Raw genomic sequence first — 18071 nt, forward strand, 5'->3', positions numbered from 1 at the left:
CATCGGCGCGTCGCTGTTTCTGCCGGTGATCATCTTCTTTCACACGCGCGAGAACATTTCCACGCTGATGCTGGTGTTCGGCTTTCTGTATGGCGTGCCGCTCGGGACGATCGGCACCTTCATGTCGGAGAGCTTCCCGACGTCCGTGCGCGGCACCGCGGTGGGCGGCTCCTACAACCTCGGCCGTTTCTGTTCGGGCGCGGCGCCGATCGTCATCGGCTTCATCGCCACCCAGTTCTCGATCGGCTTCGGCTTTCTCGTGGTTGGCGCGGTGTTCTTCCTGAGCGGCATTACCGCGCTGTTCGTTCCGGACCGGCTGTACGACACGCAGCGTTAGGCGCGCTAAGCAAGCACAGGCTGGCCGCCCGCTACCAACCTCGTCTCGTCGCTACCGTCCGCCATCCTCCGGTCAGTGCATGAACGCGCCACCGCCCGCTCGCCTCATCTGCGAGCGGGCGGCGCCTTCGCGGTCATACGCGGGATCAGTCAATAGTCGACCGGATCGCGAATGATCGGGCAGGTCATGCAGTGACCGCCGCCACGCCCACGGCCCAGTTCGGCGCCGACGATCGTGATTACCTCGATGCCTGCTTGCGCAGCAATGTGTTCGTGTACGTGTTGCGGTCGTAGGCATAGACCACGCCCGGCGACGCGCATATCAGGTTGGCACCGCTATCCCACTGGGTGCGCTCGCGCTGATAGTCGGTGCCGCCCGCCTCCACCACGCGGAGTGTCTTCAGGCCCAGCGCTTCGGCCACGACGTCGGTGAACGGTTTGTTTTCCGCATGCAGTTCCACGCCGCTCGGATGGCTGCTCGGCCGATACGAGAACGTGCGCGTCTTCGCCATGAAGTCCGGCGCGACCAGCACGCAGTCGCGGTCGGCGAACGTAAACACGGTGTCGAGGTGCATCGCCGCGCGAATCTTCGGCATCGCGGCGACGATCACGCGCTCGGCCGCGCCCTTCTGGAATAGCGTGGCCGCGAGTTGGCTGATGGCCTGACGCGACGTGCGCTCGCTCATGCCGATCAGCACGACGCCCTTGCCGATCGGCATCACGTCGCCGCCTTCGAGCGTCGCGAGACCGTGGTCTTGGCTTGGGTCGCCCCACCACACGGTGACCTTACCCGCGAAGTCCGGGTGGAACTTGTAGATCGCGGTGGTGAGAACCGTCTCTTCATGCCGCGCTGGCCAGTACAGCGCATTGAGCGTGACGCCGCCGTAGATCCAGCAGGTCGTGTCGCGCGTATACAGCGTATTCGGCAACGGCGGCAGTAGATATTCGGTGCCGCCCGCGGCCTGCTTCGCGACTTCCAGCGCCTTGCCGCCGTGCGCCTCCGGAAAGTCGTGGGTCGACAGTCCGCCAATCAGCGTTTCGGCGAGCTTGCGGTTCTCGAGCCCTTCCAGATAGCTTCTCAATTCATCGATAAAACCGAGGCCGACCTGATTCGGCACCACCTGGTTGTCGAGAATCCACTTCTTACCTTCGGGCACTGCCACCGTTTCGGCGAGCAGATTGTGCATCTCCACCACCTCGACGCCGCGGTCGCGCATCTTGGTGACGAAGTCGAAGTGATCGCGTTTCGCGTTTTCGACCCATAGCACGTCGTCGAACAGCAATTCATCGCAATTGCTCGGGGTGAGGCGCTGATGCGCGAGCCCCGGCGCGCACACCATCACTTTGCGCAATTGGCCGACTTCGGAATAGACACCCAAACCACCCGATTTCCCGTCTGTATTCGCCACGATGCCCTCCTAATACCAGTGTTGACCGGTTGTGTTCAGTCCAATGTCATCAGAGCGTGATCATGCCGGTCGCAAGACCATACAAACCCACGATCGCGCCAATGGCAGCAACGATAAAGATGATCCAGTCGGATGTAACGAACACGCCCTTGTTCTGCTCGCGCCGCGCCCACACGTACAGCGCGGTTCCGGGCGCGTACAGCACCGCCGAAAGCAGGATGAATTTGAGGCCGCCGGCCCAGATCATGAAGACCGTGTAGATCACGGCAATGGTCGCCATGATGAGGTCGCGCCGACGCTCTCCCGGGCGCACGTCGTAACTCTCGCCGCGATTGGAAATCATGAATCCGTACGCGGCGACGAACAGATACGGAATCAGCGACATCGCACTGGTGAGGTTGAGCATCAGCGCGAACGCGTCGCGGGAGAAGTAGGTGCTGATAACGAGCAGCTGCACCACGATGTTGGTCAGCCACAGCGCGTTCGCCGGCACCTTGTTGGCATTCTCCCGCGCGAACACGGACGGCATGTCTTTGGTTCTCGCCGCCGTGAACAACACTTCCGCGCAGATCAGCGACCACGCGAGATAAGCGCCGAGCACCGAGATGAGCAGACCCACGCTGACAAAGATCGCGCCCCAGTGACCGACCACCGACTCCAGCACCGCCGCCATCGAAGGCTGGCGCATGCCCGCGACATCCGCGCGCGGGAGCACCGCATACGGCAGCATCGACACCAGCACCATCAGCGCGGTCACGACGACAAAGCCGAGGATCGTGGCCTGACCGACGTGCGCGCGTTCTTTTGCATAACGCGAATAAACGCTCGCCCCTTCGATGCCGATGAACACGAACACCGTGACCAGCATCGTTGCGCGCACCTGCTCGAAGAGATTGCCTTCGAGCCCGCCGCCATACAGGTTGGCCCGGAACAGGTCCATCCTGAAGCCGAAGATCAGGATCACGATAAACACGAGAATCGGAATGACCTTCGCGACCGTCACGAGGCTATTGATGAACGCCGCCTGCTGCACGCCCCTCAAGATCATGAAATGGAACAATCAGATGCCGCACGACGCGACGATGATGGCCACCGCCGTATTGCCCTCGCCAAATATCGGGAAAAATGCGCCGAGTGTGGACTTGATCAGCACCCAGTAAGAGACATTGCCGATACAGCTGCCGATCCAGTAGCCAAATGCGGAGAGAAAGCCGGGGTAATCACCAAAGCCCGCTTTTGCGTACGCGAACACGCCGGCGTCCAGTTCGGGCTTTCGCTCCGTCAGCGCCTGGAATACGCGCGCCAGCATATACATGCCGGTGCCCGCGATCAGCCACGCAATAATGGCGCCCAAAGGACCGGTGGCGCTGGCAAAAGTCCGCGGCAACGAAAAAATCCCTGCGCCGACCATGCCGCCCACCACCATACCGGTAAGCTGCATTTTTGACATTTTCTGTGGAGCAGACGCCATTCGGATTCCTTTTTTAGTTGCGTCTTTAACGAGGCTAAATAAGATCGAACGAAACGTGTCTCGCAGCCAATCATGATCTGACTGGCCACTTACTCTGCAACTACCACCTGAAAAGAATGGGCCGTCGGTTGGCGTTTGTCAATTGACGGGAAGAACAAATACAGCGTGCTCAAGCGGTGGCTCGTCGTTAATTGATACGTTGGGCGCTTGACAATGCGCTTTTCACCATTGGATCTCAATTCTCGATTAGCCATCCGGATTGAATGCGTGAGAATGCGTTGGCGATGCGTTCTGATTAATCCGCATATTGTGCCTGTTCAATAGGACGCTCCCATATGCGATAAACCTGAAAAAGCCAAATGTTGTTTTTGGCTTTTGCGATACGCGCGCTGCATTTTTAACCGGCGAGACGGCGCGGATGCCAAACACAGGAGATCGTGATGACGATGCTCACGAGGTTGCGGCGTGGATTGCGCTCGCAATCACGCGAGCCGGTAACTGCAACGGCCGCTATGACTCGCGCAGTTTTCTCAGCGTTAGCCGCGCTTCGAGACCGCCGCCCGCGCGGTTGTGCAGCGTCAGCGTCGCGTCCATCGCCAGCGCGAGTTGGCGGGCAATGGCGAGCCCAAGGCCGGTGCCGCCGGTTTGACGGTTGCGCGAGCCTTCGAGCCGGTAGAACGGCTCGAACACCGTTTCCAGCGCTTCGGCCGGAATGCCAGGACCGCGGTCGAGCACCGACACGGTCGCCTCGCCATCGGGCGATGCCGTGATGTCGATCTGCGCGGCGCCACCGAACTTCAACGCGTTGTCGACCAGATTACCGATGATGCGGCGCAACGCCTGCGGACGCAGCATCAGCGAGTGGTCGAAGCGACCGTTCAATGCGACATCCTGGCCGGCGTCGACGTAATCGCACACCAGGCTGTCGAATAGCGCATCGGGATCGATGCGGCGCGGCACCTCGGTCGTGCCATGCATCGTGCGCGCATAGGTCACGCCCTCTTTCACCAGCGCTTCCATCTCCTGCAGGTCCTGGCGCAGCTTCGCGGCTTCCGCTTCGTTGTCCATCGTGTCGACGCGCAGGCGCATGCGCGTGATCGGCGTTTGCAGATCGTGCGAGATGGCCGCGAGGATCTGCATGCGTTCGGTCATGTAGGTAGCGATCCGGTCCTGCATCGCATTGAATGCGCGCGCGGCGCGCGCGACTTCGGACGGTCCGGTTTCGGGCAGACGCTCCGCCTTCAGATCGGGGCCCAATGTATCGGCCGCCAGCGCGAGCTGTTTCAGCGGTCGGGTCGCGAGCCGCACCGCGAACCAGCAGCACGCGGCGAGCACGATCAGTTGCAGCGTCAATACCAGCGGCAGCCAGCGCGACAGCGGTACACCAGACATGGGGCGCATGTCGATGGTCAACGGCATGCCGTCGCTCAGTTTCAGATGGATCTGCAGGCGCTCGCTGCCGCTCGGAACCGCATTGACGGTCAACGGGTAGTGCTTGCCGATGCCGTCGGTCACCGATTGCGCGACGCGCGCGGACAGATCCGCGTCGACCGGCAGGCCCGGCACACCGGGGCCCAGCACGAACTCGTAAGAGCGCCGCGCGAGACGCGGCAACCACTGCGCGCGCTCATCGGGCGGCAGATGGTCGAGCAGCGCGACCGAACTGACGACGTCACGCCCGATGTAGCCCATCATCACGTTGGTCATCGTCTGGTCGCGCTCCTTCATCGTCAGCCAGACCGACAGCGTCTGCGCGAGCGCCAGGCCGACGAACAGAATGACCGCGAGCCGGGTGAATAGCGTGCGCGGCCAGTGCAGCCACGACGAGCGGTTCATTGCGGGTCCCCGATGGCCGTCACCGTCGCGGAGAACACATAGCCTTCGCTGCGCAGCGTCTTGATGTAACGCGGCTCGCGCGCGCCGTCCCGCAAGCGTTGACGCAGCCGGCTCACCATCAGATCGATCGAGCGATCGAACGGATCGGCCTGACGCCCCTGCGTCAGGTTGAGCAGTTGATCGCGCGTGAGCACCCGCTGCGGATGATCGAGAAACACGCGCAGCAGACGGTACTCGGCGCCGCTCAAAGCAACCATTGTTCCGTCCGCGTCGAGCAGATGACGCGCGGTGGTGTCGAGCCGCCATTCGCCGAAGCACAGCATCTGCGCCGATTCGCTCACCTGCATGCCGGGCGGCAGCATGCGCGCGCGACGCAGCACGGAGCGGATTCGCGCAAGCAGTTCGCGCGCAGCGAACGGTTTGGACAGGTAGTCGTCGGCGCCCATTTCGAGGCCCAGAATGCGGTCGGCTTCCTCGTTGCGCGCGGTCAGCATCAGAACCGGCACCGTGCGGAACTTGCCGGCACGCAGCTCGCGGCACAACTCCAGCCCGTCTTCGCCGGGCATCATTAGGTCGAGCACGATCAGATCCGGCGCGCCGCTGTCGAGCGCGGCGCGCATCTGCCGGCCGTTGGCCGCCAGCGACACACGCATGCCGTTCTTCTCGAGGTAGCCGGCAAGCAGCTCGCGAATGCCGCGATCGTCGTCGACGATCAGTACGTGGTCGGGATTTTCCATCGACGAATTATCTGTTGCGGCGTTTGAGCTGCACACCGCTCCGCTGGATCAGCGGGCACTGCAGCGGATGCGCAAGTTCCGCCGCGAGGCCGCCGACGAGCAACGCCGCGATGGCAAGGATGCGCGTCATGCGTCCTCCAGCAACGACAGGCTCGCACCGTCGGCCACCGTGGCTTCGAGTGCATACGGGTCGACACCGGCGAGGCAGCCGATATTGACGCGCCACAGCTGCGCGTCCCTGCGGGTCTGGTGAAACGGATAAATGCCGCAGTGTTTGCAGAAGTAGTGCTTCGCGACCTTCGTATTGAACTGGTAAAGCGTGAGCGAGTCTTCGCCGCTCAGAATCTTCAGTTCGCTGGCGGGAAACGGCGGTGTCATCAGCGCGCCCTTGCGGCGGCACAGGCTGCAATTGCAGCGGCCGGCGGGAACGATGCCGGTGCGCACCTGGAATTTGACTGACCCGCAGTGACACGATCCCTGCAGCAGCTCGGTGGTCATCGTGCTCTCTCCCTGAGTTAACAATGTCTGCTTTATAGCCTGGTTCACCGGCGACACTATGTCGTAATGTATCCGGAAGCCCGGACGATACATAACATTGCAATCATCCTGCCTTTGCACCGTCTGCGCTGCCGCATTTTGCCGATGTTGCGCCGCATCGCCCAACACAATCGCAATGCGCGGGCAAGTGAACAATTGTCGAATGCACCCAAGGTCCGCAAGCGTGGCGAGCGCGGAGGAATAAGCTTGACTTTTATAGACCGCCCACCTCCAATAGGAATGGTGCGGTGCGGCGTTTCCCATTCGAAGCGCGCTAATTGCCACGCACATTCAAACGTTCACAGCGCATCTACTCGACGGTTCATTCGTCCGCCGTTCATTCGGCGCCAGCTCGCGATCGGAGCACTCCACTGACGGAGTTGTCTTGACTGCAACCAAAAATCAGGCGGGCCAGCGCGCGGCTGCCCGCATCGACCTCGCGTTACAGGGCGGCGGCTCGCACGGCGCGTTCACGTGGGGCGTCCTCGACCGTGTGCTGGAAGAGTCGTGGCTACAAATCGAAGGGATTTCGGGGACCTCGGCAGGTGCGATGAATGCGGCCGTGCTGGTGAGTGGTTATCAGATCGGCGGCGCGGCCGGCGCGCGAGCCGCCCTCGAAGCGTTCTGGCGACGCGTATCGGAAGCCGCGGTCTTCAGTCCGTTTCGCCGCAGTGCGTTCGATGTGCTGATGGGCCGCTGGACGCTCGACTATTCGCCGATGTTCATCGCGATGGATCTCACCGCGCGTATGTTCTCTCCGTATGATCTCAATCCGCGTGGCGTTCATCCACTGCAAAAAATTCTCGACGAATCGATCGATTTCGCCCATCTGCGCGACGCGCCGATCAAGCTCTTCATCACCGCGACGCGCGTGCGCACCGGCCAGGCGCGTGTGTTCCGCAATGCCGACCTGTCGGCGAACGTGCTGCTCGCGTCGGGCTGTCTGCCGACGATGTTCCAGGCGGTGCAGATCGACGGCGACGACTATTGGGACGGCGGCTACGCCGGCAATCCGACGATCACGCCGCTGGTGCGCGAATGCACGTCGAGCGACACGCTGCTGGTCCAGGTCAATCCGATCGAGCGCAATGGAACGCCGCGCACCGCACGCGACATCATCAGCCGCCTCAACGAGGTCGCGTTCAACGCGCCGCTGATGAAAGAACTGCGCATGATCGCGCTGTTGCGCCGCGCGGCGGACGCCGGCAGCGACGAGGGGCGCCATTGGGCGGAGATGCGCATTCACCGGATCGCCAGCGACGTGATGACGGAGCTCGGCTACTCGTCAAAACTCAACGCGGAGTGGAGCTTTCTGACGATGCTGCGCGACGAAGGCCGGCGCGCCGCAGAGACTTTTCTCATCGAACACGGCGATTTGATCGGCGTGCGCTCTTCGCTCGATCTCGACACGTTGCTCGACGGAGTCTGACCATGGACGTCACTATCCTGTCACCGCTCGCGGTGGGCCTCGGGCTGTTCGGTATGCTCGCAAGCCTGGCGTTGCTGATCGGCTTCGCGTATCGCGGCTGGACCGTGCTGCTGCTCGCGCCGATTGCGGCGATGCTGGCTGCCGCCATATCCGGCGAACCTGTTCTGGCGCATTGGACCCAGACTTTCATGCTCAGCGCCGCACGCTTTCTCGCGCAGTTCTTCCCGCTGTTTCTGCTTGGCGCGCTGTTCGGCAAGCTGATGGAAGACAGCGGCTCGGTGAAGGCGATCGCCGCCTATATGACGGACAAGCTTGGCGCGCATCGGGCGATTCTCGCGGTGGTGATCGGTGGCGCGCTCGTCACCTATGGTGGCGTCAGTCTGTTCGTCGCCTTCTTCGTGATCGCGCCGATGGCGACCGCGCTGTTTCAGGCGGCCAATATTCCGCGCCGTTTGATGCCGGCCGCGATCGCGCTCGGCACGTCGACGTTCACGATGTCCGCGTTGCCGGGCACGCCGGCGATCCAGAATGCGATCCCGATGCCGTTCTTCGGCACCACGCCTTTTGCCGCGCCGGGGCTCGGTCTCATCGCAAGCGTCGTGATGGTCGCGTTTGGGCTCTGGTGGTTGTCGTTGCAGCAGTCGCGCGCAAAGGCGGCTAACGAAGGCTTCGACGGCTTCGACGCGGCAGGCAAACCCGCGGCCAGCGCGAACCTCGTGCGCGAACGCGCGACGGTATCGCAAAGCTTCGACCCGGAGGAAATCCAGCGCGGCCATATCAGCGAGGATCTGCCGTCGTTCGGTATTGCGATGACACCGCTCGTGCTGGTCGTGCTGACGAACTTCGTGATGAACGTGATCGTGCTGCCGCGCATCGACGCGGAGTATCTCGCCGACATCCGCTGGGGGGAGACATCGCTCGCGGCCGTCGGTGGTGTGTGGGGCGTGTGCGTCGCGCTGACGGTGGCGATCGTCGCGCTCGTGCTGCTCAACCGCCGTCGCTTGCCGGCGCTGCGCGAGACGATCGATGCGGGCGCCAATGCATCGGTATTGCCGGTGCTGAGCGTTGGCAGCCTGGTCGGCTATGGCGCGGTGATCGCCGCGCTGCCCGCATTCGCGATCGTGCGTGAATGGGTGCTCGGCATCGGCGGCGGCCCGCTGGTGTCGCTGGCGGTTGCAACGAACCTGCTGGCCGCACTGACCGGCTCGGCCTCCGGCGGCCTGACCATCGCACTCGATGCGCTCGGCAACACTTATCTGCAACTGGCCGGCCAATACGGCATCGACCCCGCGTTGCTGCACCGGGTTGCCGTGATCTCGTCGGGCACGCTCGACAGCCTGCCGCACAACGGCGCGGTGGTAACGCTGCTGGCGGTGTGCGGCTCGACGCACCGCGAGAGCTATCGCGACATCGTGATCGTCGGGATTCTCGGCGCGCTGCTCGCGCTGGTGGTCGTGATCGTGCTGGGATCTATCGTGGGGTCGTTCTAAGGCTGCTTGAACGGTGCTTGAACGCTGCTTCAGAGCGTCAGGCCGCGAAATGCTTAGGCCTGCGCCGCGGCCGTTTCGTCCGCGCAGACCCTTCTTGTCCTCTCCCCTTTTTTGCGGGCGGATTTTCAGGCCGACACGCGAGCCGCATTCATGCGGCCGAAAACGAACTGCCCCAGATACCAGACCAGTTCGGTATTCGCCAGGATCGCCTCTTCCGTCACCGTCGACGGCTCGAGCTTCATACGGCGCAGCATCAATTTGCCCTCGCGCGATGTCGTCCATGCGTGCATCAGTTCACGGCGCGTCTTCGCATCGGCCGCATTGAAGTGATCGCGTCCCCTGCGCGAATCCTCGTTCATGCGCGCGCGCACTTCTTCTTCGCGCGTGGCGATCGTGCGCGCCACGGTCGTCCTGGTTTCGGTTTTGACCGCCTGTTCCTCTGCCTCGTCGGCCAGCAGCCTGGCCTGCACGTCGACCATCGTTCGTTCGGCGTCGGACATTTTCCAGTTATCGCGCAGCGCGCGCATCAGATAGCCGGCGGGACTCTTTTTTACCTGGCCGCGCCGGATCCTGAAACGCGTGTATTCGATTGCCTGCTGGATGCGCTCGTCCGTCCATACGTCGCGACTCTCGGATATTTCGGTGAACTGTCTGGTCGACAGCCCGAATTCGTCAGTGAGGATCTTGTAGAGATGGCTCGCGTCCGCGAGGCTCGCGAGCACGGCGTCGGCCGTGTCCTTGCGCTTGAGCAGAAAGCGGATGCGGTCGATTTTCTTTGACGTCGTCGACGCGGTGCGCGTCTCGTATGACAGCTCGACGTCCGATACCTCGTTGATCTCGCGAACCGCCGGCTCGAGCCAGTCGCGCTTGAAGTATTTGAAGATCGCGGCATTCGCGCCCATTTTGCCGGGCCAGTTGCGCATTTCGTCGAGCTGGATCCAGTCCGTGCGCCCCGCCGGCACATGCGGCAGAACCTTGTCGTAGATCGCGCGCGCGAGGCTTCGCGTGAACGCGGTGGAAATGCGCAGGCTCAGCCAGTGCGATTTCTGCGGATCACGAATGTGCGGGACGAGCCGCGGATGAACATCGAAACGCATCCTCCCGCGGTGAAAGCCCACCATGCCGATGAGCTGGACCTGTACCCACAGATCGTTCTCGTTCGGGTCGCGGTCCATCGGAGTGTTGGTTACGCGGACCTTGGCGTTTTGCGCTTCGTCGGCAATCGTGCGCAGATGCTTGAGATTGCGGCTGTCGTAGCGCATCAACCACTTGAAGTAGTTGAGCTCGACGTCGTACTGATCACGCTGCTCCGGCTCCTGCGCGACGATGAAATAGGCGGCGTCGAGAAAGCGCCGGGCCGGCAGCCCCATGTTGACGATTTCGGTGAAGAAGTCGTTACGCTGATAGCCGATCTCGCGATTGGCTTCGTTGATGCGCAAGCCCTGGTCGAACATGTCCTCGAACAAGGCGAGTGCCATCTGGCGCGACGTCGCCTTTGACTTGCCCTCTTCCGGATTGACCGTCGCCATGTTCTCCGCCTACTTTTTTCGTTCCCGGGACTCTAGCATGCGGTGGTGAGCTGTCAACACACATAACCTCACCATCGAGAGTCGCAGCGGCGATCCGGGGAATGGCGTGGCCGTCGTGCACATAGAACCTCACCAAAGGCACAATGAACCTCACCTGCCGACGCGTGCGCGCGACGCGAAGCGTTGCGCGACAACGCTCTGAGCGCGGTTTTGGCTGGCCGCACAAGCTACCTCACCTTCGCGGATCCGAACCGCCGTCTACACACCCAATCTCACGTTGGTGCGGAATTAGCCTCACCTTCCTGCACAACGAACCGCACCTGCTTGCACACCTAACCTCACCTTCAGCACAAAGCACCTCACCTTTGGGACGTCAACCCGTTGAAATTATTGAGGATCGGCAGTTGCCGTTGGTTTGTGGGTTTGTTCTCGTTTTAAAAAAACGAACTAACCAAGTTTTGCAAAAGAGAGAATGCACCGCGGCATGGTGAGGTTCATTGTGCCCATTTGGAACTGTCGTTTTCCGGTACGGCGAAACGGTAGGCCGGATTATGCTCGACAGAGGTTCGATTGCTGCGAAACGTGTGCGTGGCCCCATCCCCGAGGCGTTTGCTGCGTTGAATAGATGGCTTCTAGGTGAGGTTCGTTGTGCATTGCCGCTTTGGTGAGCTTCCAGGAGCCGTTGGAGGCGCCAGCGGCGCGCGGTGGGCCACGCCAAGGTGAGGTTGATTGTGTTCATCCTCATGTTCTGGAGACCGAGAAATAGGAAAATGCACAAACGACCTCACCAGCTGCCGTTCTTTTGAGCACAGAGCCGCGTTCCGGCGGACACGCACATCAGGATGGTGAGGTCATTTGTGCCCGGCCAAGATGACGGCGCTTGGATCGTCGCGCTTCAGGTGTCGGTGTGACGACGGAAATACGCGTGCGGCACTGACAAATCTGCAAAAATGGCGTGAAAACAGTAATTTAAAAAGCTATTCTCAAGCATTTCCTGTATTCTGAGGTTTCTAGAATTTTACGGAAAAACCTCAGAATGGTCAGAACGAGCCAACTTCCTGCCGTAGACCGAACCGTTCACTTTGAACAGATCAGCCAGTTTGCGGAAAAAGTCACGATTTTTACTAACGAACTGCGTGACACGATTCTGGCTCCCCGTCCGCGAAAGACGGCACCTGTCTTCAAGACGGGAGAGATCGCCGAGATGTGCAACGTCTCGCATTCCCAGGTTCAATACCTCGCGACCAAAGGCGACGGCGAACTGCCGTCGGGCACGGCGGCTGGCACGGGCCGTACTCGCACATTCACCCTGGAAGAAGCGCGTATCTGGGTGCAGAAAATCTCCGATATTTATCAGACTCCGCTGGTGACCCGCCTTAAGGAGCCGGACGGGAAAATCATCATTACCGCTCAACTTAAAGGTGGGTCGGCAAAGACCACCACGACGATGTGCCTTGCCCAAGGTCTGTCGTTGCGCGGCCGCAAGGTACTCGTGGTCGACCTTGATCCGCAGGCGTCCCTCTCCGAACTGTGCGGTTTGTACGCCGAAAAAGACGTGACGCCGGAAGATACAGTGTTGCCGTACGTTTATGAGCAGGACGTCGAAGGGGGGCTGGAAGGCCGGGTACAGTCGACGTACTGGGATGGCATCGATGTGATTCCGGCACACACCGAATTGATCGGCGCCGAATTTCATCTGCCGGCGATGCAAAAGGTGAGGCCGGGTTTCCGCTTCTGGACCGTGTTGCGGCAGGGCCTCGAGCCGCTGCGGAAGAAGTACGACTACATTTTGATGGATACGTCGCCGTCGCTGTCGTATCTCAATCTGAACGCACTGATGGCTGCCGATGCAATGGTGATGCCGATGGTCCCGGAAAATCTCGACTTCATCAGCTCACTGTCGTTCTGGCGACTCTTTTCAGATGTGTCGAAGAGCTTTATCAAATACGAGAAAGACAAAAAATACGACTTCGTGTCGCTGGTGCTTTCACGGGTCGACTACGGGCGAAATTCGTCGGCGCCCATCGTGCGGGCTTGGGCGCAAAGCGCGTACGAAAACTGGCTGCATTCGATCGAGGTACCAGCCAGCTCGGTGATGAGCACCGGAGCGTTGGCCTTTTCGACGGTTTTCGACATCAGCAGCAATCACAGCGCAGCCAAGTCGCTGCAACGCGTCCGGCAGCCCCTCGTCGACTACTGTCGCTGGATCGACGAAATCTATTCGGAAAAATGGAGGAACGCGCAATGAGCAATATGCGAGAACAGTTGCTGGCCAAGACATCCGGCATTCGCAAGACTTCGTCCATTAACGAGGACGAAGTGAAGCGGAACAACCGCACGCAGACCGCGCCGGGTCTTGCCGGCGCACTGGCCGTTGCGCAACTTCGGGTTCAGGAATTGGAGTCGACGGGCGTCGCGTCGCAGTTGCCGGTCGCGGGCATTTTGCCGAACCCCTGGCAGCCGCGACGCGTGTTCAACGAAGCCAAGCTTGCAGAACTCGCCGAATCGATTCGCGAAGTCGGGCTCATGCAGCCGATCGTGGTGCGTCGTGTCGCCGACGACTATCAGATTGTCGCCGGCGAACGCCGTTGGCGCGCGCACAAAATGCTCGATCTGGACACGATCAAGGCGGTCGTTGCGGACTGCTCCGATTCCGACATGGCGGTCCTCGCGATGGTTGAGAACATCAGTCGCGACGATCTGACCGATTATGAGATCGGCGTGTCGATTCGGAGATCGGAGGCGGAGTTTCCGAATCGCAAGCGACTGGCGGAAGCGATGGGTCTGTCGCGCGCGGGCCTCTACCAGTTTCTCGCATTCGAAAACCTCCCGGACTTCATCAAGCAGGATCTCGATATTCAGCCGCGTCTCCTGGGCGGAACCGCGGCGCAGGCAATTGCCGCGACGATAAAGAAACACGGTGATGACGGCGTCAAGGCCGCTCGCGAGATCTGGCCACTTCTGGCAAAGGGCGAGATAGATCAGGGCAAGGTCGCAGCGGCTATTACTGCGCTAGCGACCCGGCAGACGACTTCTGCCGGAACCGGTGGTCGTAGCATCGAGAAGTTTTTTGCCGGGCGTGAGCACGCCGGCAGTATCACCAAGGACATCAGCAATTTCACTGTAAAGATCAAGACTGGCGTGATCACGGAAGCCCAGGAAATCCAGATTCGGCAACTGATTGGACAGATGTTCGAGCCCCAGCCCAAGACGAGCTGAGGATTCATGGTCTGCACACGAAGCCCGCCGCGTGCGGGCTTTTTTGTTGCCATTCAATCGCGCCGGATCAAAGCGGAAGTGTCTAGAGTCTCGACAGCGAGTGTCTAGAGTCTAGACACCGGGGACGGCGCGACAACGGCTCGCTGTCCACGGATGTTGAAACGAGGCTAGCGCACGCCGAATCTCCGATTGGGGCGGAATTGGCCATACCTTCCCGCACCACGAACCGCACCTGCTTGCGCACTCCCTCGTGAAAGCTGACCGCGGAGGCAACGATTTGCGTCGGTCCGATAGATCAATCTACACCGGATGGAGGCCGCGCTGTCGCGAGTCATGGGGGCGGCAATAAGCGAACGCGCAGGATCGGGTCGTGGATTCTCGCCGCTCGCCGCTCGCCGCTCTGTGCGCGGAGCAGAAGCGCCGACCGCGACTGCGTTTTAGGTACCGACGCGACACGCATCGGTTGTAAAAGCCCGAGTGCGGGCAGCTTTGGGCGCTGAGGTTTACACATCGGACCGGGTCTTTTCCGCATAGACCGCGTGCGCCGGCCCATCGCATTGCGGATGTGTGCTCGCGCGGCCCCGACTATCTCCGCCCATAAGGATGCAGCCTGGCTCTCAGGACGCGGCGTGTCCGTGAAAAAAGGAGACGAAGGGTAGTGAGCCGAGTCCAAGTCCAAGTCGGTATCCTCGGACCGGCCTGATAGCAAACGCAGCTAATTCAAAACAGCGAGCCCGGTCGACGGTCCTCGTATGGCCGCGACCTGATCACGGCCGCAAGGAATCCCGCGCCCAACCTCGTTATGTGGTCACGGCGCCCAACTGGCATCCAAGTGGGGAGCGACATTCTTTGTCGCGTGCACTTTGGCAGTTGATGTCGCACGGGGAGGCCAAAAGTAGCAGGCCGTCGTTGATCGATCTGCCGCGAAATGCGACTTTCCGGCCCTCGCGGTGCGAACCCGTGTCTGTTTCCGTAAGGAGCGTCCGCACGGGCTGGTCAAAATGGAGTGGACAGTTTGGCCAATCGACCCGGCGTCAAAAGGCCCTCGCACCCGGAAGCAAACGTGACCGATGGCCCCATTAGTTACGCGGGCTGTCCAGTCCCGGCCGAAGAGACCACACGGCGAAATTGTGTCTACGACTCGCCGCCGACAAGTGCTCTGCTGATTCTCGCTCGCCGGCCCGCATGCCCACGAGCATCCGAGCGAGCGATAATTTTGATCTCGTTCGTCCAAGTCAATCCGGCGCGACGGCGGCCGACGCGGCCAGATAGCGTGAGGGGTCAGTTGGTGCACAGGTCGCCGTTGCTCCTGCTCTGCGGCCGCTGGCGAAGTCCACGCGGTCACGTGGCGAAATCTGTGGGGCCGCGTGCGACCGGAGGCTCCATTGAGCGGACCGGGCACCAACGCCACAACGCCAGTTGATCGACCGCGTTTCCCAATGAAGGCCGTTCCTGTTCATCGATCCGTTGGCCGTGCAATGACTTGAAACTGGCTAAAGCGGCGATCTTCATCGAAGGCACATCGATCCCAGGCATCTGCACGCGGCGCGATCTGCCAGTTACGGCTAGCCGGCGCGTCGCCGGAAAACTGGTCTTCGAAGCGGTTCTTGCGCATCGCTCCGCCCGCGCTCGGTGGCGAATGATCCGGCAGGCCGCGCCCACGCAAGCCCCCGTTTCCGATAGCCCATTGAGATACATCGGCTTCGCCGACGCCACGTCGATTCGCAATCCCACAGGCTTGCGTGCACCCTTGTTCGCACGAACACCAAGACTGACAGTGAATGCGGCAACCAGCAGACGACCGCACGCATATTTCACCGCGCATCGCGCTGTCGACGCAGAGTTGCGGTGGAAATGGCAGAATTCGGTGAATATTTGCCGTGAAACATTCATTTTCTATCGGCACAACGAGATAAGCTATTGATTTTAAAAGAAATTATGCCGAAACGATGGAATGTTTCACGGCCAACGCGCGCTTTGTGCACTAATTCGGCAAGGGTCGCCGACAACCGCGTAAGAAAGCGCAACGCGTGCGATTCGATCTCACGCATGTAGTGACTGATACGTAATATGTATCGAAAATACCGCGCGCCATCGGTAGCAGCATGTCCTTGAATCGAAGTACGTTCCGGCCACGTCCCCGCGATCGCCGTCCCGCACATTTCCCGGTGCTGACCGATCCGATCGATGCCCTTCGTGCAAATCGACCGACTTCTAGAATGCCCTGCCGTGTTTCCTGAACGCTATGCGCAACCACGATCATCTTCTCCGAAAGCGCCGCAGCTAGATGAGCGCGACGATAGGGGACCACGCCGTCGTCAGAGTCGTCGAGCGGCCCGCGCGCGCGGCGCCTTGCGATGATCGAATGAAAGCACACGTGCCGGCTGGTCGGCAGTTGCGAGGTCGCGCGAATCATCGGGTTCGTTTCACGCAACTGCTCGAGGCTGTCTGGCACATGGAAGGGTCCTCGCCAGCGGATCGATACTCGTCGCTGAACGGCCGTGCCGCTGGCGCCGAACGCAATGCATTGCGCGGCGGTGCGCCGCCATTGGGGTACGCGTTCGAATCGTCGCCGCGCTGCTTACCGGCGCCTGCATTGACATGCCCATGCGTTTCAGCGCCGGGCTGCGGCACGTTCATCACGGCGCCGAGGCCATCGCGCCGGTAGATGCCACGTATTCCCGCGAACGAGAGCCGCGACGCGGGGATCACCTCGCGCGGTTCGCGCACGCCCTCGGGCAGCCGGACCGGCTTAAATCGATATGAACGCTCCAGCCGGCAATGTCCTTGGTATGCGGATCGCCGTTGAACACATCGCTATCGAGCGCGCCGTGCACGAACAGCGCTCGGGCAATGTCCTGCACCGCTTAGTTGTAGTAGTCGCGAACCTAGGTCTGACGATCCTCGAAGGCCCGCTCGTGGCACTGCGTTGACCGAGGACAGGAACGCGTACGCGGATCGCACAGCCCAGAGCCACAAATCAGATTGCGCATTGCTCCATTCGGTCGCATTGGCGGCGGTGTTGTCGATGGCCATCTGCAAGGACGGTTCGGCCAGACTGGCGAAGAGAAAGCGGCGGTGCGCCTTTTCGAACGAAGCGGCATCGACAGTACGAAGTCTTATCTGGCGGGCCAGACATGGCACCGTCCTTTGCGGCGCCGTGCGGTCGGTAACGCGGTCAGTCGTCGTCCGGTGGACCGTTGGCATGGCTCGGCTGCCGGAAGAACCGTCGATCCGCCGGCGCTGATCATCGGCGATGCAGACCAGCATCCATAACGACTATGGCGGCGACGCGTCGCGGCTTTGCGATAGCGAAACGCCGCCTCGGACCGATGCCATGCGCATTGGATCAAAGCATCCGAAGGACACCATCCATTCGCAACGTAGTGTATGCGCGGCGATAGGCTTATGCAACAAGCGCCAGTCAACCGATACCGGAGTTCGGAATAAAAAAACCGGATTTAACATGACGTCCGCTCACCACAGGCGAAACGCGATGCCGTGAAAATCGATAGCACCTGCACTGTTCGATCCTCCGTACCGGTGGGCTGGCATAACCGTCTACGTAACGATCTGTGCGAGGCAAAAAATGGTGGAAGAAAATCCCATGAGCGTGATAGGCACGTTGAGCGATTGACGGCGCAAGCGCTGATCGGCCATGATGCCTGTCACGAGGTGGAAAGCCGACAATGACCTTCGCAGGACACGCCACCATTCCATCTCGCGTTGCGCTTGGCAATGAAATGTCTGGGAATTCAAATGCTCGTACGGCGGGCCCGATTTGTGGATTCCAATTCCAGCGTGACAAACGGGACGAAAACGGGACACAAACGCGACACAAACGGGGCACCAAAAATCAGCCTCGGTTTTCAGTTCTGCAGGAATAGACGACGTTTTTTCGAGGATCGATTTGTCCATTCCGTCGATCTTCGCCAGTCCTACGAAGCAATTCGACAACGAGAACAGACGTGCGATCAGCGGAGTTCCGGTCATTGCCTTTAACGCAAAGAACACATTGGTTATCTATTGCACTGCTCGAACGACAGTGCGGCAATGACAACAGAAAGGGTGCAGTGAC

12 protein-coding genes and 3 pseudogenes are annotated in these 18071 nt (G+C 60.9%); 7 read left to right on the top strand and 8 right to left on the bottom strand.

Annotated features, from left to right (window positions below; all coding sequences use genetic code 11):
* Positions 1–337, top strand: a pseudogene (locus VGH68_RS11875) (MFS transporter); the annotation flags it as partial.
* 149 nt (positions 338–486) lie between these two features.
* Here VGH68_RS11875 and VGH68_RS11880 read toward each other — a convergent pair.
* From VGH68_RS11880 to VGH68_RS11905, 6 genes and pseudogenes are all read right to left on the bottom strand, one after another.
* A pseudogene (locus VGH68_RS11880) lies at positions 487–1676 on the bottom strand (arginine deiminase).
* Positions 1677–1794: 118 nt separating this feature from the next.
* A pseudogene (locus tag VGH68_RS11885) lies at positions 1795–3216 on the bottom strand (basic amino acid/polyamine antiporter).
* Between the two features lie 510 nt (positions 3217–3726).
* Positions 3727–5052 carry a HAMP domain-containing sensor histidine kinase gene (locus VGH68_RS11890; RefSeq protein ID WP_331603819.1) on the bottom strand — a complete coding sequence of 442 codons (1326 nt, stop codon included), beginning with the start codon at positions 5050–5052 and terminating at the stop codon, positions 3727–3729.
* Complete coding sequence (locus VGH68_RS11895) at positions 5049–5789, bottom strand: response regulator (protein ID WP_331603820.1); 741 nt, start codon at positions 5787–5789, stop codon at positions 5049–5051. The genes VGH68_RS11890 and VGH68_RS11895 overlap by 4 nt, the downstream gene beginning before the upstream one ends.
* A gap of 7 nt (positions 5790–5796) precedes the next feature.
* On the bottom strand, positions 5797–5919 hold the full coding sequence (locus VGH68_RS11900; protein ID WP_331603821.1) for a hypothetical protein: 123 nt from the start codon (positions 5917–5919) through the stop codon (positions 5797–5799).
* Entirely contained in the window at positions 5916–6287 is a 372-nt protein-coding gene (locus VGH68_RS11905) for a GFA family protein (protein WP_331603822.1), read from the bottom strand. Before VGH68_RS11905 ends, VGH68_RS11900 begins: the two co-directional genes overlap by 4 nt.
* Positions 6288–6711: 424 nt before the next feature.
* On the opposite strand from VGH68_RS11905, the gene VGH68_RS11910 reads away from it, so the two are divergent.
* Positions 6712–7755 carry a patatin-like phospholipase family protein gene (locus VGH68_RS11910; RefSeq protein WP_331603823.1) on the top strand — a complete coding sequence of 348 codons (1044 nt, stop codon included), beginning with the start codon at positions 6712–6714 and terminating at the stop codon, positions 7753–7755.
* A gap of 2 nt (positions 7756–7757) precedes the next feature.
* Positions 7758–9245: a GntP family permease gene (locus tag VGH68_RS11915; protein ID WP_331603824.1), complete on the top strand. Its 1488-nt coding sequence runs from the start codon at positions 7758–7760 to the stop codon at positions 9243–9245.
* Positions 9246–9370: 125 nt separating this feature from the next.
* Here the strand turns inward: VGH68_RS11915 and VGH68_RS11920 are convergent, their stop codons facing one another.
* A complete protein-coding gene (locus VGH68_RS11920; protein ID WP_331603825.1) occupies positions 9371–10774 on the bottom strand; it encodes a replication initiation protein in 1404 nt (467 codons plus the stop codon).
* Between the two features lie 1036 nt (positions 10775–11810).
* Here VGH68_RS11920 and VGH68_RS11925 point away from each other — a divergent pair.
* The 4 genes from VGH68_RS11925 (at position 11811) to VGH68_RS11940 (ending at position 16926) form a co-directional block, all read left to right on the top strand.
* Complete coding sequence (locus VGH68_RS11925) at positions 11811–13022, top strand: ParA family protein (protein WP_331603826.1); 1212 nt, start codon at positions 11811–11813, stop codon at positions 13020–13022.
* Positions 13019–13993 carry a ParB/RepB/Spo0J family partition protein gene (locus VGH68_RS11930; protein WP_331603827.1) on the top strand — a complete coding sequence of 325 codons (975 nt, stop codon included), beginning with the start codon at positions 13019–13021 and terminating at the stop codon, positions 13991–13993. The genes VGH68_RS11925 and VGH68_RS11930 overlap by 4 nt, the downstream gene beginning before the upstream one ends.
* A gap of 1483 nt (positions 13994–15476) precedes the next feature.
* A complete protein-coding gene (locus tag VGH68_RS11935; RefSeq protein WP_331603828.1) occupies positions 15477–15917 on the top strand; it encodes a hypothetical protein in 441 nt (146 codons plus the stop codon).
* An 838-nt stretch (positions 15918–16755) separates the two neighbouring features.
* On the top strand, positions 16756–16926 hold the full coding sequence (locus VGH68_RS11940; protein ID WP_331603829.1) for a hypothetical protein: 171 nt from the start codon (positions 16756–16758) through the stop codon (positions 16924–16926).
* 628 nt (positions 16927–17554) lie between these two features.
* On the opposite strand, the gene VGH68_RS11945 is transcribed toward VGH68_RS11940, so the two are convergent.
* Positions 17555–17986: a hypothetical protein gene (locus VGH68_RS11945; protein ID WP_331603830.1), complete on the bottom strand. Its 432-nt coding sequence runs from the start codon at positions 17984–17986 to the stop codon at positions 17555–17557.
* Positions 17987–18071 lie beyond the last annotated feature (85 nt).

Source organism: Paraburkholderia sp., assembly GCF_036488505.1.
Lineage (GTDB): Bacteria > Pseudomonadota > Gammaproteobacteria > Burkholderiales > Burkholderiaceae > Paraburkholderia.